17 protein-coding genes are annotated in these 20,237 nt (G+C 54.5%); 6 read left to right on the forward strand and 11 right to left on the reverse strand.

The features are described 5' to 3' along the window. Nucleotides 1-232: 232 nt before the first annotated feature. The 6 genes from cadA to HPY65_15720 all read right to left on the reverse strand — a co-directional run bounded on the left by cadA (nt 233) and on the right by HPY65_15720 (nt 8,224). Nucleotides 233-2,167 carry a cadmium-translocating P-type ATPase gene (cadA, locus tag HPY65_15695; protein NPU85919.1) on the reverse strand — a complete coding sequence of 645 codons (1,935 nt, stop codon included), beginning with the start codon at nt 2,165-2,167 and terminating at the stop codon, nt 233-235. After that, a complete protein-coding gene (locus tag HPY65_15700) occupies nt 2,164-2,313 on the reverse strand; it encodes a hypothetical protein (protein NPU85920.1) in 150 nt (49 codons plus the stop codon). Before HPY65_15700 ends, cadA begins: the two co-directional genes overlap by 4 nt. Nucleotides 2,314-2,558: 245 nt before the next feature. Beyond that, nucleotides 2,559-3,053, reverse strand: coding sequence for a cytochrome c (locus tag HPY65_15705; protein NPU85921.1), 495 nt, complete (start codon nt 3,051-3,053; stop codon nt 2,559-2,561). Between the two features lie 287 nt (nt 3,054-3,340). Then, the gene (locus HPY65_15710) at nt 3,341-4,228 is read right to left on the reverse strand and encodes an alpha/beta fold hydrolase (GenBank protein ID NPU85922.1); all 888 of its coding nucleotides are present in this window, start codon (nt 4,226-4,228) and stop codon (nt 3,341-3,343) included. Between the two features lie 68 nt (nt 4,229-4,296). Then, entirely contained in the window at nt 4,297-6,090 is a 1,794-nt protein-coding gene (locus HPY65_15715; GenBank protein NPU85923.1) for a sigma-54-dependent Fis family transcriptional regulator, read from the reverse strand. Next, the gene (locus HPY65_15720) at nt 6,080-8,224 is read right to left on the reverse strand and encodes a hypothetical protein (protein NPU85924.1); all 2,145 of its coding nucleotides are present in this window, start codon (nt 8,222-8,224) and stop codon (nt 6,080-6,082) included. The genes HPY65_15715 and HPY65_15720 overlap by 11 nt, the downstream gene beginning before the upstream one ends. 1,305 nt (nt 8,225-9,529) lie before the next feature. Here HPY65_15720 and pal point away from each other — a divergent pair. The 4 genes from pal (at nt 9,530) to HPY65_15740 (ending at nt 12,435) form a co-directional block, all read left to right on the forward strand. After that, complete coding sequence (gene pal / locus HPY65_15725) at nt 9,530-10,675, forward strand: peptidoglycan-associated lipoprotein Pal (protein ID NPU85925.1); 1,146 nt, start codon at nt 9,530-9,532, stop codon at nt 10,673-10,675. Nucleotides 10,676-10,867: 192 nt separating this feature from the next. Then, on the forward strand, nt 10,868-11,092 hold the full coding sequence (locus tag HPY65_15730; protein ID NPU85926.1) for a LapA family protein: 225 nt from the start codon (nt 10,868-10,870) through the stop codon (nt 11,090-11,092). 23 nt (nt 11,093-11,115) lie between these two features. Then, nucleotides 11,116-12,033, forward strand: coding sequence for a mechanosensitive ion channel (locus HPY65_15735; protein NPU85927.1), 918 nt, complete (start codon nt 11,116-11,118; stop codon nt 12,031-12,033). A 42-nt stretch (nt 12,034-12,075) separates the two neighbouring features. Beyond that, a complete protein-coding gene (locus HPY65_15740; protein ID NPU85928.1) occupies nt 12,076-12,435 on the forward strand; it encodes a hypothetical protein in 360 nt (119 codons plus the stop codon). On the opposite strand, the gene HPY65_15745 is transcribed toward HPY65_15740, so the two are convergent. Then, nucleotides 12,406-12,792 carry a hypothetical protein gene (locus HPY65_15745; protein NPU85929.1) on the reverse strand — a complete coding sequence of 129 codons (387 nt, stop codon included), beginning with the start codon at nt 12,790-12,792 and terminating at the stop codon, nt 12,406-12,408. The genes HPY65_15740 and HPY65_15745 overlap by 30 nt on opposite strands. Nucleotides 12,793-12,958: 166 nt before the next feature. On the opposite strand from HPY65_15745, the gene HPY65_15750 reads away from it, so the two are divergent. Continuing rightward, entirely contained in the window at nt 12,959-14,464 is a 1,506-nt protein-coding gene (locus HPY65_15750; GenBank protein ID NPU85930.1) for a TIGR00341 family protein, read from the forward strand. A 74-nt stretch (nt 14,465-14,538) separates the two neighbouring features. Then, nucleotides 14,539-15,342, forward strand: coding sequence for a zinc-dependent peptidase (locus HPY65_15755; protein ID NPU85931.1), 804 nt, complete (start codon nt 14,539-14,541; stop codon nt 15,340-15,342). 103 nt (nt 15,343-15,445) lie between these two features. On the opposite strand, the gene HPY65_15760 is transcribed toward HPY65_15755, so the two are convergent. From HPY65_15760 to HPY65_15775, 4 genes are all read right to left on the reverse strand, one after another. Further along, entirely contained in the window at nt 15,446-16,483 is a 1,038-nt protein-coding gene (locus HPY65_15760; protein ID NPU85932.1) for an isovaleryl-CoA dehydrogenase, read from the reverse strand. Continuing rightward, a complete protein-coding gene (locus tag HPY65_15765; GenBank protein ID NPU85933.1) occupies nt 16,480-16,635 on the reverse strand; it encodes a hypothetical protein in 156 nt (51 codons plus the stop codon). Before HPY65_15765 ends, HPY65_15760 begins: the two co-directional genes overlap by 4 nt. 168 nt (nt 16,636-16,803) lie before the next feature. Beyond that, complete coding sequence (locus tag HPY65_15770) at nt 16,804-18,321, reverse strand: hypothetical protein (GenBank protein ID NPU85934.1); 1,518 nt, start codon at nt 18,319-18,321, stop codon at nt 16,804-16,806. An 812-nt stretch (nt 18,322-19,133) separates the two neighbouring features. Then, nucleotides 19,134-20,183 carry a hypothetical protein gene (locus HPY65_15775; protein NPU85935.1) on the reverse strand — a complete coding sequence of 350 codons (1,050 nt, stop codon included), beginning with the start codon at nt 20,181-20,183 and terminating at the stop codon, nt 19,134-19,136. Between the last annotated feature and the right edge of the window lie 54 nt (nt 20,184-20,237).

The following is a 20,237-nucleotide window of genomic DNA, read 5'->3' on the forward strand; positions in this document are numbered from 1 at the left end:
GGGATCAGGGGGCAGGTTATCTATTTTTTTACATTTAGCACCTACAACTCTTCAGTCCGAGCCTTATCTCATGATCAATGATTTCCATCAGAAATATGTATAAAAAAGGCAGAGCCATTTCTACCCCTGCCCTTTCTTACCTCATTTGCCGATGTATTTTCCTAGAGAAGCTATGAAAAATACGAAGCATCAACGATGTCTACCTTAGAATGGCAATTTGCTTTTTTGTTCCTTATCGGGCGACACGCAGAAATCGCGCGTTGATGGCCACAATGACCGTGCTCAGGGACATGAGGACAGCCCCCATGGCGGGGCTCAGCAGGATTCCGTATTTGTAGAGGACACCCGCTGCCAGCGGAATTGCGAAAGCATTGTAACCCGTTGCCCAGGCAAGGTTCTGGACCATCTTCCTGTAAGTTGCCCGGGCAAGGCTGATAATGGCCACCGTGTCGAGAGGATTGCTTCTCACGAGGACAATGTCAGCCGTCTCGACAGCCACATCGGTGCCTGCCCCGATCGCTATCCCCACATCGGCTTGGGCCAAGGCGGGGGCGTCGTTCACTCCATCCCCCGTCATGGCTACAATCAGCCCCCGTGACTGGACCTCTTTGATTTTATCTGCCTTTTCCTGGGGCAGTACCTCAGCGAAGTATTCATCCAAGCCGATCTCGTCAGAAACCCATTTGGCCACGAGCCTGTTGTCTCCGGTCAGCATCATGCATCGGATTCCCATCTCCTTGAGCTTTGCTATGGTCTCCCTGGATTCAGGCCTGATGATATCCGCAAGAGCGATGGCGCCCTTCAGCTCTCCGTTCATCACGACAAAAATAACGGTCTTTCCCTGTGCGCTGAGCCTTCCAATCCTTTCATCAGCAACGCTGATCCCCTTTTCTCTAAGATAGCCGGGGCTGATGACTTTCACCTCCTTGCCCTCTACGATTCCTTCAGCCCCTCTTCCGGGAATGGCTTTGAAACCTTCAACAGAAAAGGTTGCCTTTGAGGAGGAGACAATCCCCTGCGCTATCGGATGCTCCGACCGCGACTCAACGGAAGCGGCATACTTCAGGAGTTCCTCGTCTTTGATGTCGTGAGAAAAGAGGATCGTGCCAGTGACGCCGAATTTCCCCTGCGTCAGCGTGCCCGTCTTGTCAAATATGATGGCCTGGATGTTCCTGCCCCTTTCAAATGCCGCCCTGTTTCGTATCAGAAGACCGCTAGCGGCGGCTTGGGCGGTAGAAACGGCAATGACTAGAGGGACGGCGAGGCCTAACGCATGGGGACATGTGATCACCATGACGGTTACCATTCGTTCGAGAGCGAAGGCAAAATCCTGGTGCATAACGGCCAACCATAGGCCGATCGTCACACCTCCTCCCGTCAGGGCAATGATGGTCAACCAAAGTGCGGCCCGGTTTGCCAAGTCCTGAGTCCTGGACTTGCTCTCCTGGGCTTGCCTGACAAGTTCGATCACCTGGGAAAGGAAGGAATCCCTGCCTGTTTTCCTGACCTCCACCGTAACGGAGCCTTCACCGTTGATGGAACCCCCTATGACTATTCCTCCCGGTTGTTTGGGTATGGGTTTTGATTCCCCGGTCAGCATGGCCTCGTTTACCGACGTTGTCCCCTCTATCACCTCGCCGTCTACGGGGACCTTCTCCCCCGGTTTGATCATGACCCGGTCCCCTGCCTTGAGCTCACCCAGGGAGACATCCCAAGTACTGCCATCGGGCATGACTTTATGTGCATTGGAAGGCATGAGCCTTGCCAGTTCCTCCAGGGCCATGGATGCCCCCATGACGGATTTCATCTCGATCCAGTGCCCCAGAAGCATGATGTCGATGAGGGTGGCGAGTTCCCAAAAGAACACTTTTCCTCTCAGACCGAATACGACGATGCTGCTGTACACATAGGCCGTCGTGATCGCTACGGCAATCAGGGTCATCATGGCAGGCTGCTTCTTCGCCAATTCCCCAACGAAGCCTTTCAGAAAAGGGCCGCCGCCGTAAAAGAAAACGAAGGAGGAGAGAAGAAAGAGCACGTACCCGTCCCCTATGAAGGCCAGAACGTGCCTCAACTCGAGAACTTGCTGGATTAACGGTGAAAGGGCAAGAATTGGGATGGTGACTGCAAGGGATATCCAGAATCGCATCCGGAAGTCGGCAATCATGTGGGCATGGCCTCCCTCGTGCTTGTTGCCTGCCCTATGTCCTTGTTCATGGGCACTTTCCACGTGCCCATCGTGCCGATCGTGCTTTTCTTGGCTTCCACCATGCAGTTCTTGAGACTTTTCTTCGGAATGATGGTGGTCCACATCAGCCTCCTTGTTGGCGGACTTCATACCCCCGACGACAGGTCGATAGATGCTGAAAAATCATGCCGGAGCAAGCCATGGCGCCTTTTCACCCGAGGCGATGTTCGCTGCACTGGAGAAATATTCCGTGATGCTTATGCCCAAGAAGCAGTCGTCATGACTTCCTACGGATTTCTGTTTGTCAAACCCAAAGATACACAGACTTTCATGATCATTGATGGCTTTGGTTAAGGAATATCCGCCTATCCTATGGCAGCTTTTTGAGGAAAGCTATCAAATCAGCCAGATCCTCATTGCTGATGTTCCAGCGAGGCATGTCCGGCTTTAGTTGCGTGCCATCGGGATCCTGCCCCTTGACAACTGCCAACTGGAATTTTTTAGCGTCAAATTCTTTTTTCAGGACTGACCAGCGAATGTCCTTTGCATCCATAACCTGCATCATGCCCATCCGGTGTATGCCGCCCCGTCCGTCTGGACCGTGGCATGAAACACAGGCCAATCTCCCTCTCATCATCATCCATCCGCCATAAGAGGGGCCGCCGGTGTAGGCTATTTCCGTGCCCCGGTTGCTTGTGGAAGTATAATAGATTCGTTCGCCGTTTGAGCGAAAGGCGCCCACTCCCCAGCCGGTGCCGCTGCCTGGCCCCATCACATCGCTGCCCATCTGGGCGCTTCCGTTCAATGTGAAGAAGGCGGCGGACATCACAACCACCGAAATGAAGACGAACGCAATTTTTCTCATTGGATCCTCCTTTCAAATTTTCTTGCAAGAAATCCTGAAAATGTAAACAACGCCAACTTATCTATAATCTGATTATTACAACGAATAATGATTACTACAGGTAGTATACCCGTCATAATCATCGGATTCTGTCTTTCAGGAAGGAATCTTCGATTACCAACTTTGCAGATACTTACAACGAAACCCCGATCTACGGCAATTAAGCGTCCCGCGTGACGGCATCGATCAATCGTCCCCGAAAACGCCCCCGTTCGAATTGACGGGGCTCAGGTCGGCGATTCATCCTTTCATCGGTCGGTTTGATTTGAATGCCGGGAAATGGCCTCTGCTATTTCCGCCCAGACCCCTTTCGGCATGTCATGCCCCATTCCATTGACGATCAACAATCTTGCTCCCGGTATCACCCGGGCCGTGTCTTTTCCTCCTTCGACCGGGATCAGCGGATCATCGGCCCCATGAATGACAAGCGTCGGAACCCTGATGGACGACAGCATGGGCCTTCGATCGCCACCCGCAATAACCGCCGTGTTCTGGCGTGCCATTCCCTGCGGGCAATAGGAACGGTCATAGCTCTTCTCCAGGAACGTCCGGGCTCTTTCTTCCTCGAAAGGAAACCCGGGGCTCCAGATCCTCCGCCAGACATTCACGTTGTGTTCGACATAGGCCTCGCGTTCCTCCGGGGCCGGCGCGACAACGGCGGCGATCTCCTCGGGTTTCCCCTGCGGGAGGCCTGGATTTCCGGTCGTCGACATGATGGAAGTCAGGCTCAGGACACGGTCGGGATGCCGATAGGTGATCATCTGGGCGATCATGCCGCCCATGGAAGCGCCGCAAATATGCGCCTTCCCGATGCCCAGGGCATCCAGCAGGCCAACGGAGTCATCCGCCATGTCGTCCAGGGAATACGCCGATTCCACCGTTTTACCTTGCATGGCCGCCTTGACGGCGGCCATCATGTCGGGAATTCCCGCTTCATCGAATTTCGTCGAAAGACCGGCGTCCCTGTTGTCAAAACGAATGACGAAGAATCTTTTTTGGGCCAGGGATTCGCAGAACTCAACCTCCCAGAAGAGCATCTGGGCGCCGCATCCTGCAATCAGCAGCAATGCCGGGAAAGAACGATCGCCAAACACATCATATTCGATCTGTATTCCATTCGCTGTCACATGAGGCATCGCCTACTCCTTATTCTTCCAATATCATGAATAAAGCTTCGCGAGAGAGGCTGGAAGCGGAAATGGGGTCAGCCCCCTTTTTTCCGCCGGCCGATACCGTACTTCCGGATACGGTACACGGCGGTCGGCCTGGAGATGCCCAGCATCCGGGCGGCGCGCGACTTGTTCCCCTCGCAGATGTCCAGGGCCTGGATGAGCAGGTTCCGGTTCTGCTCGTCGTTATCCTTGCCCGTTGCGAAAGCGTTCACCGGCAGCGCTTTTCCTACATAAGCCGGGGGCGGCGCGTCGTGGGCCGTCTTCCGCTCCGGCAGGCCGGGGCCCTGCTCGTAATAAGCGTTCTGCCGGATGAAATGGCGCAGGGCCTCCATGAAAAGCCTGTCCCGGTACGACGGTTCCGAAGGTTCGTGATTGTCGGCGGCCTCCCCCTGGTAGTTCCGGAAGCGCCCGACGGGGACCTCTCCGCTCCAGCCGGAATCATTGTGGCTGTTCACCACGAACGCGAGATGGCGGGGCTCGATGATGCTGCCCTCTTCCATCAGAACGACGCGATCGATCGCGTTCTTCAGCTCCCGGATGTTGCCCGTCCAGGGGGCATCCACCAGGATGCGCCGGGCGCCTTCCGATATCTCCTGGAACCTCTTCCCGTATTTCTTGTTGAATTTGTTCATGAAAAAAAGAGCGATGGGGACGGTGTCCTCTTTTCTCTCCCTCAGGGGCGGAAGCCACAGCTTGACGATGTTGAGGCGGTAGTACAGATCCTTCCGGAATTTCCCTTCGCTGATCGCATCTTCCAGCTTCCGGTTTGTGGCCGCGATGATCCGGACGTCCACCTTTTTGGTTTTTGAGCCTCCCACGGGATAGAACTCCCGCTCTTCCAGAAACCGCAACAGCTTGACCTGGATGGACGGCAGCAACTCGCTGATTTCGTCCAGGAGCAGGGTCCCGCCGTCGGCCAGCTCGAAAAGCCCTTTCTTCCCCTCCTGTAGCCCGCCGGTGAAGGTTCCCCGGTCGTAGCCGAAGAACTCGGATTCGACGAGGTCCTTGCTGATGGCGCCGCAGTTGATGCGGATATAGGGTTTCCCGACCCGGCTGCTGTGGTAGTGCAGCATCCTGGCGATGATTTCCTTGCCGGTCCCGGTTTCCCCTTCGATCAGGACGGTCGTGTCGTAGCTCCTGGCGATCTTGAGCGCCTGCGCGAGCACTTTCTTCATTTCCCCGCTTTCGCAGACCATGTCCGTCTCGACTTCCTGCCACGACAGGAGCTGCTGGATTCGTTTCTTGTTCCTTTCCTGGAGCTTGGCGTTCTCGATGATGATGCTGGCCTGGTTCGCGAAGATGGAGAAAGACTTGATCTCGCTTTTCGTCAGGTCCATCTTCACGTCGTTCCTGTCCGCCTCGATGAGCCCGATGACATCCTTCTTGATCATGAGGGGCACGGCCAGCGTGGACACCCTTTTGTGAATCCTGCTGATTTTCAGGTCGATGTCCGTGATCCTGCCGTCGTTCGCGTGGTCCTTGATGAAGATGGTCGTCCCCGTCTTTACGACGGAGGTTTCGATGCAGTCGTGCCGGTCCAGGCGAAAGGGGCGGGTGAGCGCCCGTTCCCGCTCGGTAGGCTTGAAACCGATCAGGTATTTGCATTCCAGGAGGTTGCTTTCCTCGTCCTTGAGAAAGATGGCAACCCTTGTGAGTCCGAAGACCCTCGACGTCTCCTTCACGATTTCCGTGAGGATCCGGTCCAGCGTGACCGGCTTCGTGAGGAGGCTGCTGATCTTGTAAATGGAAGACAGCAGCTTCTCCTTGCCTTCGGCGTCAAGGATGTAGCGGTCGATCCTCTCCCGGGTCACATGTTTAACCGTCATGACAGGCCCCCTGCGTCGGCTGGTCCTTAACGGCTTGATGATCTCGGTCTACCATGTCTTCCGGTTCGGCCCCGGCCGTCTGGAGAACATACATCGGAAACACGCCGTAATTCTTGGCCAGCGGCATCTGGCCGACATACTCGCAGGCGCAGTTTTTCAGACGCTGCGCCGTGACCAGCGCGGCAACGGCCTGGCTGACGTAAATCTTCCCCGGCGGCGTGATGGGTTCGATGCGGGCGGCGCTGTTGACATGTGTGCCGTAGCAGGTTCGGCGCCCCGTTACGGGATCCCGCCCGATATAGACCGGCCCGGCATGCAGGGCCACGCGCAGGTTGATTTCGGCGGGCAGGCCGAGCACGCCCCAGTTCGTCCCGTTGATGCAGTCCAGCAGGGCGCGGCCGTACCGGATGGCGTCCTCGGCCTTCCGGAATACGAGAAACAGCCCGTCGCCCCACGTGTTTTTCGCGACGGGCTTCAGACCGAGATCCTTCTCGATTCTGCCGATGGCATCCAGGAAGCCGGCGACGAAGTGGGGCATCTGCCGCTCCTGCATCCTGCTGAAGTGAACCACGTCCGCGAACAGCATGATCATGGTCTGCGCGCTCAGGCCGGCCGGGAGCCGGGTCGCGGCCCGGGCACGGTGGGGCTGCCTGCGGACCTCGATGCCGTCCGGTCGGAATTTCCGCAGATCGATGATCTCCATCGAGTGTCCCAGTTTTTTCCAGTCGCTCATCGTCTGGGCAACACTGCCTGTCGCGGAACTGGGCCTGCCGTCCCAGACCACGAGCGGCACCAGCCCGCACCGGAGCTGTCTTGCGCGGAGCATGGCCAGGCCGAGCAGCAGGTGGTTCGCATACCGGAAGACGACGCTCCCTTCGTCGAGCCGCTGAGGACTGGTGACGATGACGCGCCTGGCTTTCTCCAGGACCCGTTCAAACCTGTCTTTCCAGTCCATATCCTCCCGGATCGCCACGCTGTCCGCAAAGAACTCCTCTCGGCCGTACGGCAGCACCACGTGCGTTTCGCCGCCTGCCGCCAGTACCACCTCGTGGAACAGGATCGGTGCACCGCAGGCGGCGGAAGCGAAGCCGGCCGCCACGTTGAGGTTTGAAATGCGTTCCCGGATTTCCCCCGCCACGGTTTCGACGAGGGATGGAGGGAAGCGCGGCTCCTTCCGATCTGCAAAGTCAACCATGTGTCCCGCGAAAACGACCACTTTCGGTGAAGGCAGCACGCACTCCAGGGGAGTGGGGTCTTCCCCGAGCAGTACCAGGATGCTCTGGACGATGTGTCTCACTTCCGCCATGTCGCCGCTGCGGCCCTGGCTGAGTTCCGATAATGCCTGAAACGATTCGAATCCCTCGCTGAATCGTCCTTGAAGGACCGCCGTGATGCCGAAGATCATCCGGTGCCAGAATGTGTCCGTTCCTTTATCCGCGGTGTCCTGAAGCATTTCCCGGACGCCGGCCTCGATCAGGGCCGCCAGTTCGGCGGCCTTGTCCTTCCGGCCGAGTTCCAGGGCCAGCCAGGCGGCATGGATGCCGCTCCACATGCCCCGATTGGATCGGTAGGCCTCCTCGTACAGTTCGAAGGAGCGTTTCAGACATCGCAGGCGGGCTTCCGGCTCCGTGGCGCGTTCTCCGAGATCGCGCAAAGCGCGGGCCAGCGGCGCCAGCGTTCCCTGGTCCCGATGTCCTTCCTTCAGGAGTTGCCGGAGGATGCCCAGGGCCTCCGCGGGACCACCGGTTCGAATCAGGGCCAGGGCCTGGAGCTGACGGAGATACACATCGGCCGGATAATCCTTCAGGGCATGCCGGACACTGTCGTACGCAAGAATGGGCTCCCCCTGCTTGAGAAGAGCCTCCACCCGGAACCGTTCCTCCTGAAGGTTCGATTCCGGCGTATGGGGAGTTTCGATCTTGATTCCGGCTTTGAGAAGCTCGTCCAGGTTTTCTCTGGCTGCATCGCGGACCAGCACCTTCTGATCCTCATTGAGCGAGCCGTAGGGAAGCTCGTCGTAGCGGATCTTCCATAACTCATCCGGGTACTTGCGCACGAGGTCCCGGTGGACCTGTCCGGCCAGTACCTCCAGGAGTTCCTGGTATCGCGAGGGATTCATGAAGTCGATGGGCATCGTACACGCTCCTCCGGGGATTGTGAGGGTCTGCATTATACGAATGGACGGCTCTCACCACGGCCACACTACCATTTCCCCTCGGTAACGACAACGCCCCGATCATAAAACAGGGGGCGGATTTCAAATCTGCCTCCTGTCCCGGGTTGCTATACAGCCCGGCAGGACGGCTGCGGATTGCCGGTCCTGGTCATGACCATCTGCCATAACGGAATGCTTCTCGACCGGAAGGCCCCTGCGCAATCCGTCCATGCAGGCCTCGCCGAGTCCCAGATTTTTCTCTCGAAGAATTTGACGATCATTATGTACGGCTTTTCGGACATATCGGCATAGCAGTAATGCGCACGAAGGTTCCGGAGATAATCCCACGGGAGACCTTATATGCGGATCGCCCTTTTTTATTTACATGAGAATCATATTGTTTTATTCTGAATCATCTGATGTTGCTTTTTTTAATGTTCACCCCCGAAAACAAGCTGCGACGTGATCATCTGCCGTGCATCGATTCCCTTTAATCCTCTGACAATACATTGCTCGCATAGAACAGTTCTTACCGACGGCCCTTGATGGGGCCGGCAACCATCACCGGCCCGTGAATATCCGCGAACGGGAAAACGCACGGGAGGGCATTGTGAACCTTAACGATCATCAAATCATGATCGGCTCAAACGCCCGCCGTAGTCATTTGGCTGTTATGATGGAGTGGAGGTTCCGGCCTGCGGACGATGCCGTATCGAAGGCTGATGCAATCATATGAATTAACGGTAATTTCCTTCATCTTCCATTGTTTCTCCTGTTCGGACGTCCCGGCCGTCCACCACGATTGATGTACCGGCAAGTCCCGTTATTTGAAATTCCACTCATAATTACCGCATGAATCCGAAGAACCAGGAGGCTGGCGGCCATGCAGTCGTTAATTGAATATTTACGGATATCTCCCGACCTGCTGGAGAAGCTGATCCTGTCCATTGTCATTCTCTTTTTCCTGCTGGCCGTCCGATTCACGCTGAATTTCATTCTGTGGATGCCGACCGGAACACAGGCAGAATCATCCATGTGCCGAACAGCAGATACGGGAAGCCGTGCTCGATACCCTTGCCGGAGAGGACGACATCGATCTCGCCTACCCGACGACCCGTTTCTACAGCAGGGAAAAACCGGCGGTAACGACCGGCGGACACCTCCAGCCGGACACGTCCGATACCTGAACTCATTCCTGTTGTCGGACCGGCAGTCTCAAACCACAAGAAATCCGGAAACCATCCGGTAACCATAAATAAGCAGAAAGAAAGGAGGACACACACCATGAGAAGAATCCTTTGGTTTTTTGTGATGGTTGTATCGTGCATCCTGTTCTCGGGCTGCGCGGCGAAGATGGCCTATACGCCGGTCGATCTCAATCCGAAAATAAAGTCAGGGCAACTCGTTCAAAAAACGGATAATTTCTCTGTTCTCTATGACACGTCCTCGTCGATGGCGGAGCGTCTCGGCCGCGGCAATCGCCTGGAATTCGCGGAGGACGTGACACGGAGGCTGGCTGCGACGATTCCCGATATCAAGCTGACTGCCGGGCTGAGGGACTTCGGAGGATCAAAGGGAGAGGAAAAGACCGAACTGGTGTATGGGATGTCTCCGTTCAACAGGGACGACTTCGTGAAGCCCTTGGACAAGCTCGGACTGCCTCTTGGACGTACGCCGCTGGGGAGGACGATCGCGGCGTCCGGCGAAGACCTCAAGGGATTGCCGGGTAATTCGGCAATCATCATTGTCAGCGACTTCGAGGAGATCACGGGCGTTGACGACATCAGGCCCGGGAGCGTCATCGAAAACGCGGCGGCGGTCAAGTCGCAATACGGCGACCGGCTCTGCATTTACGCGATTCAGATCGGGAAAGCACCGCCTCCCGGCGGTGAAACGCTCGCCCGGGAGGTTGTCCGGGAGGGCAAATGCGGGATGGCCGTGAATGCCGACGATCTCGGGACACCGCAGGCCATGGCCGATTTCGTCGAGAAAGTTTTCCTCGGCCTGCCCGTAGCCATGCCTGAGAAACCGGCGCCCCCAGCCGAGGAGATGAAAAAAGAAGAAGCCGCTCCCTCGGTGGTTGAAGAGGCGGTGGCATTCGAAAACATCCACTTCGACTTTGACAAATACAACCTGAAGCCCGAGGCGCGGGAGATACTGGACAAGCTGGGCGAGTACCTGAAAAACAACCGGGAAGCGACGGTCCTGATCGAAGGCCACTGTGACGAGCGGGGCACGAGGGAATACAACCTTGCACTGGGTGAAAGAAGAGCCGCCGGCGCCCAGCAATACCTGATGGATCTCGGGATCGACAAGGCTCGCATCACGACGATCAGCTACGGCGAAGAACGTCCGTTGGATCCGGGCCACACGGAGGAAGCCTGGGCGCTGAACAGGAGGGATCACTTCGAGATCACCGTAAAGAAATAACGCGGAAGTTATAAAGGCATGGGAAAAGACCCGACTTGGATCTATTCCTTGTCGGGTCTTTTTTTTAATGATAATATTAACCATACCACTAACCAACAATTATAACTCATGTAAACATTACAGCAGTTGTGTAAGCAGATACTTGTATAATTCAAGATTCTCCATGCTGAGTAAAGAAGAAGGGAGGATGATATGAATTACAAATTCATACTGATTCTTATCGCGGTAAGTCTCTCCGCCATCTTTGTTATACAAAATGTAGAAGCAGTTGATGTCACTTTTCTGTTCTGGAGTATATCTATGTCGCGAGCTCTATTGATAGTATTTGCGATCATTATTGGAGTGATCCTCGGGTGGTTTGCCCATAGTTATTTTTCATATCGACGACTAAAGGACTATTCTTCTAACGGTTTATAAGCCTTAGGAGGTAGGCTGTAATTATGAGTGAAACGCTATGGAAATCGGTTGAAACGATTTTTTTTGACCCTCTGGTGGGAAAAATTGTTGCAGTTATTGCTGGCATACTTGTGATCTCTATCATAACCCGTGCATTTCACCGGTTTCTGCTGGGGCGCATTGAAGGTACGGATACCCGTTACCGTCTCAAGAAACTTGTCAATGCAGCCGGCACACTTGTTGCCGTCATTTTTATTACAGTTATCTTCAGCGATAAATTTGGAAATTTGACGGTCGCCTTTGGCGTGGCCGGTGCCGGCATTGCTTTCGCCTTGCAGGAGGTAATCGCAAGTATCGCCGGATGGGTGGCCGTTTCTTTCGGCAACTTCTATTCCGTCGGCCACAGGGTTCAATTGGGGGGCATTGTTGGCGACGTGATCGATATCGGCGTCTTACGGACCACGATCATGGAAACGGGGCAGTGGGTAAGGGCTGACCTGTATAACGGCCGCATTGTCAGGGTCGCCAACAGTTTCGTTTTCAAGGAACCGGTATTCAATTATTCAGGTGATTTTCCCTTTCTCTGGGACGAAATAACGGTTCCGGTCAAGTATGGCAGCGACTATAAACTTGCCCGTGAAATACTGCAGAAAATTGCTGATGACGCGTTGGGCACTGTCGTGCCGGAAGTAAAGAAGACCTGGCATGAGATGGTGATGAAATACCGGATTGAAGATGCCCGGCTTGAGCCTGCGGTAACGCTCATTGCCAACGACAACTGGATGGAGTTTACTGTCCGCTATATAACGAACTACAAGCAACGGCGCAGTACCAAAGACGTCCTTTTCACGAGGATTCTGGATGAGTTTGAGGCAACCCATGGGAAGGTTTCATTGGCTTCGGCAACATTCCATCTGGTGGACGCTCCGGTTCTTGATGTACGCTTGAAACGTGAAGCTTGAGCTCCCGGCGATCGCTCAGGTTGAAGACCTGACGAAAGGCGCATGAATCTATTTGAAATAACGTCCATATTGGTGATACTGACGGCGTTGTTCAGTTACATCAACTACCGCGTGCTCCGCATGCCGATCACCATCGGCGTTATGTTTACCGCTCTGGCGACCTCTTTGGGCATTATCTTGCTCAGTGGACTGGGTGTGGACATCGGGCAGGTTCATGTGGCCAGAATCCTGGAGACAATCGACTTCAATCAGTCGTTATTGCATGGCATTTTGTCCTTTCCTCTTTTCGCCGGAGCAATGCATATCAAGCTCGAAGACTTGAGCCGTCAGCAATGGGTCATAAGCATGCTCGCGACGCTGGGTGTTATTGCTTCAACATTCGTTGTGGGCGGACTTACGTGAATTGCGCGGCGGCCTCGCTCTTTCTCTACCACCAGTGCCGGAACGAGCGACAATCATCACGATCACGTACACGATCGTCGTATTTTCAATCATCGCCCAGAGAATGACCCTTGGCAGACTGTCCACTCGCACCTTTCCCGATGCTAAAGGTGCATCGGGTGGAAGCGGCAAATGAAAAGCATGCTGCTTGCAGGCGATGAACCTTCCATGGGCATTGTCTTTTTTGCTGTTGAACAGTCGCAAAACACGCGGGCAAGGATTATGACGGGAATCTTGAGGTGGTCCATGGGGATGATCGTTTTTTCTGATTTTGTACCGTCGTGTGGGAATGCCTGTATTTAATGTTTCGATCTTCATGTAATTAATTACATTATTGGGCAGAGGAGTCTATGAATTCACCTTTCGCCATCAGAATAAAGTATTTAATCAGACACATGCTTGAGAAAATTATGCATCTATCGATCAAAAGTCCGTAATCAAAGACATCTATTCCGAGGTTGATACTACCGCCGGATATTTCCTCATGCTTACCTTGGCCAATCTGATAGCACTCAGCGGTCTGCTTATAAACAGTGCCCCCGTCATTATCGGAGCCATGCTTATATCTCCTCTTATGGGGCCGATGCTGAGCTTCGGTTTTTCTTTTATTACCGGAGATAAGGTTATATGGAATAAATCTCTTAAGAAGCTTATTATTAGTGTCGTCGTTTCAGTCGTGATCGCCGGCATCGCAACCTATCTTTCTCCCCTCACCGAAATTACAAATGAAATTCTATCAAGGACTACCCCTAATCTTTACGATCTTCTCATTGCTTTCCTTGCCGGCACAGCGGGTGCAGCCGCCATCTGTACCAAGAAGGGTTATCTAACCGTCGTACCGGGGGTTGCCATTGCAACCGCCGTGATTCCTCCTCTCAGTGTTACAGGGTTCGGAATCGGGATCGGAAATATTTATGTTGCATCGGGAGGATTTTTTCTCTTTTTTACAAATTTTGTTGCAATTGTCATTACCAGCTGTTCCGTTTTCTATTTTTATGGATTCAGGCCGATTCTTACAAACAATCTCGATAAGGAACAGCTTAAAAAAAGGATTATCTTTCTTGCCCTTGTTCTATTTCTAATATCCATTCCGCTCATCTATACGCTGGCTCAAACCATTTCAGAGGTCAAATTAAAACAGGATATACAAACAATATTAAAAAAATCATTTGATAGGGATGAGTTCTCAAGACTATCGACTTTCAGTTATTACAAACAGGAAGATGGCACGCTGGAAATCAATGCCGTTGTTGATACGGTAAATTATTTAAAAGACGCGGATGTCATGCCGGCAGAAAAGATCCTGTCGGACAGCCTTAAACGGAATGTGAGGTTTAACCTGGATCAGGTTAAAGTCTTGCGTGGGGGACTCAAGAAGGAAATCAGCAAGCCATCCTTACCGAAAATCATACCGCCGGTGCCGGCCCAGGACCTGGTAAAGAGATCCAGAGAGGATCTTCTCGCGGCGATCAGGCCATCCATTGCCAAGGTTGAAATGATGTTGTCACCCTCACGAGTAATCGACTTTTCGATGGGCTATCATGACAAGGGGCAGCAGGTGACCGTTTTACTGAAAGTCAAGAGAGACGTCTCAATAAGTGCGGAAGAGACACTTTGGCTCCAGAAAGTATTTAGTTCCGATCTCAAAGCTCCCGTTTCTCTCTCAATAGAAACAGTCCCTTTTATTCAGCCGCAGATTTTTCACGCGGGGGAAGCGAACATATCGGATTCAATGAAGCAATCCGTCGTGATCCTGAAGGATATCTACGGCCGGAACAATGAAATCAATATTCTTGTTGAGAGCGGCGCAGAATCTGCATTCCCATATCATAAAAGAATCGCGCTGGCCCGGAAACGCGCCGATATTATGGCTGAGTTTTTAATATCGGACTGTAATATTCCATCAGCAAAAATTAGAATCAGAATATTACCTGCGGCCGTGAAAAAACCTTTTGTCAAGATTTCTGTTCTTACTACTGCACCTTCATAGGAGCATTACAAATCCGCTATTAAATTGAAGCTCAATGCTTGATACTTAAAAAGGACATAAGAAAGCATCTTGCAATGTTTCGCTGGCTGGTCGAACGTCAACGACGGAAACTCACCGAAGCCCCTTTCCCATCCGCATGGGAAGAAATCATCCGGCAGAATGTCGCCCATTACTGCATGCTGGAGGATGCCGAGCGGGCGCATCTGCGCGCACTGGTTCAAGTGTTCATCGCGGAAAAGAATTGGGCAGGCGCCGGCGGTCTGGACCTGACCGACGAAATCCGTGTGACGATCTCTGCCCAGGCATGCCTGCTCCTTCTGGGCCTGCCCCACAACTATTACCGCAATGTGGACACCATCGTCGTCTATCCGTCTACCGTCGTTGCACCCCGGCACAGGCCCGGATTCTTTGAAACGGCGCTCGCACCGGTGGAGCCGGAACAGGCCATTATCGGACAGGCGTTTCGGCAGGGACCCGTTATCATTATCTGGGATGCCGCCCTCCATGGCGGACGCCATCCGGAACTGGGCCACAATGTCGTTTATCACGAATTCGCCCACAAACTGGACATGCTGAGCGGCGCGGCCGACGGCACGCCCCCGCTTTGGGACCGGGCAGAGTACAGGGATTGGGTCCAGACCTGTTCACACGAATATTTACGTCTCCGGAGCGATGTCGAAAAGGGAAGGAAATCGTTCCTCAATTCCTACGGCGCAACGAGTGAAGCGGAGTTTTTCGCCGTTGCCACGGAACAATTCTTTGATCAGCCGCGCTTGATGATCGAGCATGCACCGGAGCTCTATCGCGTCCTGCGGGAATACTACCGTCAGGATCCCTCGACCCGGACGTCCAGGAATCGGTGCCTTGAAAAGGGTTGAAAAAATCCGCTCTGCTCACACAGGGGGAAAGGTAAAAAAAGAAGGCCATGGTGTTCGCCATGGCCTTCCGTGTCTGTACCGGCCGTGGCCGGGGATTTTGTGATTACAGACCGCTCTTGAAGTCGTCGCGCATCAGCTCGCGGGCGATGATCATGCGGCGGATTTCCGACGTACCGGCGCCGATCTCCCACAGTTTCTGATCCAGGAAGTGACGGGAAATGGCGTACTCGGTGCAGTAGCCGTAACCGCCGTGGATCTGGATCGCATCGAGGCCGATCTTGGTGCCCATCTCGCCCGTGTACAGCAGGGACGCCGCGGCCATCCGGTCGAGGTCCGTTCCCTTGCCGCCGGACTTGTTCTCCAGCGTGTCGCAGTAGGCGGCGGCGCTGTAGGCCAGCCACTTGCCGGCTTTGTAGCCGCAGTACATGTTCGCCAGCTTCTCCTGGATCGTCTGGAAGGAAGCGATGGGCTTGCCGAACTGCACTCTTTCCTTCGCATACTTCAGGCTGAGCTCCAGGCAGGTCCTCTGGCCGCCCAGGGTGCAGCCCGACAGCGTGATGCGCTCGGTGCACAGACCGCTCGTGAGGATCGCGACGCCCTTGTTCTCGCCGCCGATCAGGTTCTCCGCGGGAAGTTCCATGTCCTCGAAGGTGATCAGAGCGGTGGGGGAGGTCCTCATGCCCCACTTCTTGATCTTCTCGACCTTGCAGCCCTTCACCTTGTCGAACTCGAAGCAGAAGGCGCTGATGCCCTTGGGGCCGGCGGCGGGATTGGTCTTGGCGTAGAAGGTCATGAACTGGGCGACGGGGCCGTTGGTGATGAAGATCTTGGAGCCGTTGATGATGTACTTGTCACCCTTCTTCTCGGCCTTGGTGGCCATGGACATGGCGTCCGAACCGGCGTTGGGCTCGGTGATGCCGAGGCAGCCGATCCACTCGCCCGTGCAGGCCTTCGGGAGGACGTATTCCCGCTGCGCTTCCGAGGCGTTCCGGCGGAAATTGTCGAAGCAGAGGGTCTGGCTCGCGCCGACCGTCATGGAGAGGGCGTTGCTGACGCGGGCGATGGTCTCGTAAACGAGCAGGGTTTCCACGTAGCCGAGGGCGGCGCCGCCGTACTTCTCGGGGAAAACGATTCCGTTCACGCCGAGATTGCCCAGTTCCTTGAAGATCGGGGGGGCATCTCGTCCACTTCGTACATGTGTTCCATCTGCGGCTCCAGCCAGGTTGTGGCCCAGCGGTAGACCTGATCCTCGAGCATCCTCTGTTCTTCGGTGAAACTGAAATCCAAAGCCATAACGTTTTTCTCCCTTAATTGAATTTAAAAACCCAAACCAGCGGCGGAACCTTCGGGAAGACCGTCAAATTGCACGAACAACCTGTCTCCCTTCGTTTACGCTGCACGCACGCCGATTCTGTCACGCTCATGAAACGGGGTTTTCCCCGTCTTCAGAAAAAGACCGGATCATTTTCCGCTCTGGATTCCCTGATCCCACTCGTAACCCCACACGGCGCTGCCCATGGGGATCTTGTAATTCCTGCGCTCCTCGCATGTTGGGTAACGGCGTCCGCCGCCCTCTGCGGGAAGCATCGACACGGGGAACTTCGGCGGCAGAAGACCATGTTCGCGGGCTTCCCTCTCCAGCCACTCCCGGTCGTCCGGGTGGGCAATGGAGATCAGCGCCGCCGCCCGCTCGTAGCCGCTGAGGCCGCGGAGGTTCACCATGCCGAACTCGGTGCAGACGTAGTTGGCAAACTGGGCCGGCACGTCCACCGTCGAGCCCTCAGGCAAAAACGGAACGATACGGGCCGTGCCGTGCTTGCTCCGGGACGTCATTGCCGCGACGCCACGGCCGCCCTTCGACTGGGCGCAGAAAATGTGGAACTGGAAGAAGCCGCCCGACGACGAAATGGGTCGCTTCTCGTAGAAGCCCGTGGAGATCTGGCCCAGGAGGTCGACGGCCACGCAGTTGTTGATGGAGATCATGTTGTCGATCCGGGTCAGGACGTTCAGGTTGTTCGTGTAATCGACGTCGTACGCCGCGAGGGCCTGGTTGCGGTGAATCGTGTCGTAGTACCACTGCACGTCCACGGGGAACGCAAAGGTGTAGACGCTCTTGTGACGGTCCAGCGTCTTGTAGGCGTTTGTGACCTGGCCGGATTCGATCATCTTGATGAGGCCGAAGTTCAGCATTTCCGTATGGACGCCGAGATCCTTGAAGCCTGCATCCGCCATGGCGGCGACGCAGGCCGATGGCAGGGCGCCGATGCCGAGCTGGATGATGTCGCGATCCCGCATGATCCGCATGACGTTCTTCGCGATCTGCTGCTCCACCGGACTGGGCTGAATGGCCTGCTCGTTCACCTGGGGCCACCGGTACTTCTCGCAGTCCACCTCGACCCAGTAGTCCACGTCGTCGATGTGGATCGTATTGAAGCGGCCGCCCTCCGCCCACGGATAGTCGGAGCGGACCTCAAAGACAATCTTTTTGGCGGTCTGCCGGAAGATGTTGCAGTTGTTCGTCCCGTAGGACATGTTGAAATAGCCGTGCTCGTCGGGGGCCGTGACGGCGTTGAACCACCAGTCCATCCCGCGCTTTTCCTTCACGGCGTTGGCAAACCGGTAATGGTGGGCCCACATGCCGTACGCCCATCCCCACTGGGCCCAATCGGTCGCTTTGTTCTTGTCCCGGGCCGCACGGTTCCAGGGGAAAAAGAAGAACTCGTGGACGGTATGGAATTCCTGATGGGGATCGATCTCCTGCAGTTCTGGATGGGGATAGAACATCGCATGCATCCAGAACTCGATGTCCCTCAACCGGCCGGGACCGTTGCCCAGCCGCCTGGCTACCGCCTCGGTACAGACCGTGGAGTCGCCGCCGGTGCTGCCGTGGTTGATCCAGTCGCCCGACCTGACCATCTCCGCGATCTGTTCCGGCGTCCGTTTCTTGTCTCTGATTTTCTGTTGAACCGGTGTCGCCATTATGCGTCTCCTATTGGTTGTTTATTGAACTGCCATGGCAAAAAGCGCGTTTCCATATTCCTCCACAATCGTACGGGTGTTGAAGGCACTTGCCGTTCAATCCGGTTTTGAAGGAGGCGTGACGTGTCCCAGAACATGCAGAAGAGTTACGGAGCGGTATTCAATGGAGTGAAGAATCGCTGTGGCGACAGGATGATCCGTTGAATAATGAAAAACTGTTTATAATAATTCCCGACACCCTTTGGCGTCTGAAAAAAGCCTGCAATCGGTAAATTCTGTCGCTGTCAACTCAAATGCCATTCCCGGTGTCTTACGCTATAATAATATCCATACTTCCCGCATATTATCCTGATCGAGCTTTTGATTTACCCTTTTATACGAATTTGCTTCCTGATCGGAGGCGTATGTTTCCAACTTCTTCCCGTAAACTCGAGGCAGACTTCCCTGCTTTTTGGGGCCATAGATTGAGGCCTGTTCTCTTATTTCGCAATGCGATTCCGGCTGAAGCTCCCTGCAGAGGTTGCCGACGGTTTCACCGGTTTTCGGATAAGTGTCGCTACAGGATACAAGATTGAGATCCCATCGGCGTTCAACCGATGTGGCCTGCGGGAACCGGGCAGAACGGGACTTCAGCAGAGGACGGCTATGCGGGTCGCGGCGGTGGACGTGGCATCGGCGAAGGTCTTCCCGTATGGCGCTGCCGAAAGCATTCCGGATTTTCCACCGCCGCTTTTCGACGACAAGGCCGGGCCGGTTGTCCGGAGTGTCTACCATCTCGACAACCAGGCCCGCATCTACTTTTCCCTAACTTTTTACAGCCCGTTTTCAAACAGGTAGGCCGTAGCATACACGGCAAGGGGGATTGCCTTGTCCACCGCCTCTTTCCACTGTCTGCTTCCGATGGTTAAATTCCTGTTATATTTGTCGATCTCACTGTCAACCATGAGGGAATACTTGTTCGTCCCTGCCGTTTCGGCATGAAGATCCGTCTCGATGAACGGAACGAACGCTTTCGCCCTGTTGTAGATTTCCGTGGCGAATGCTTCGGGCTTTGACAGATCCGTATTCAGAGAACCCTTGAAAGTGTCGTATTCGCTTTTTGTCAGGACAAATTGCGGAGAGCCGTAGACATACAGATTTGCATATTTCTCGAAGAAGTAGTGATCCACATAGGGAACGGCAGGGTAATTGCCGACATGGTGCGGTGCCGTCAGGTCCTGAAGGTAGTGGGCCGCGATGCCCAGAGATCCGGCGTTTCTGTTCACGGACATGGCCAGATCGTAATTGGTTGCGAAATTTTCCAACGCATGTTCGTGAATGTCTTCATCGAGACCGTTCCTCGCCTTTTTCAGTCCTTCCAGCACGAGCACCGCCGCAGTAGGAAGGTTCTCGATAAAGTTGCCCCATGCCCCCGTGTTGGTCTCTCCGTAGAAATGACCCTCGAAGATCAGGTCCTGCATGTCGCTCTTCGGATCGTCCGGGTATTTGCAGTACTCCAGAAGCAGCGCGGACAAGGCGGGGTTGACATTCACCAGGTTGAGTGCCTGCCTGGTTATCCAGCAGTGCGTGCTCTCGCCCAGTTCAAGAACCCTTTTGAATTTCTCATAGGACTCATGGGTAAGGCGGATCATTTTGCTGACATCTTCAAAGATTTCGGTATTGAAGGCCTTATTGATCTTTTCCCCGAAATAGATGCGAACTTCTTCTTTCCCTTTTTGAGAAATATCCTTTTTGCCGACTTTTAGGCTTTTCTTGCTGACCTTGGGCATGGAATTGAGCTTGGCCATGAGACCGGAGTACTCTTTCAATGAGTCCTTCAGTTCGGTGATGGACACATCCTTTTGCAGCACTGCTCCGTTCATGTCGTCCTCCTTTTCTTGTCCATCTGATTTGAATCGGGATAAAATCCTGCAAGA

This window comes from Syntrophaceae bacterium, assembly GCA_013177825.1.
Classification (GTDB): domain Bacteria; phylum Desulfobacterota; class Syntrophia; order Syntrophales; family PHBD01; genus PHBD01.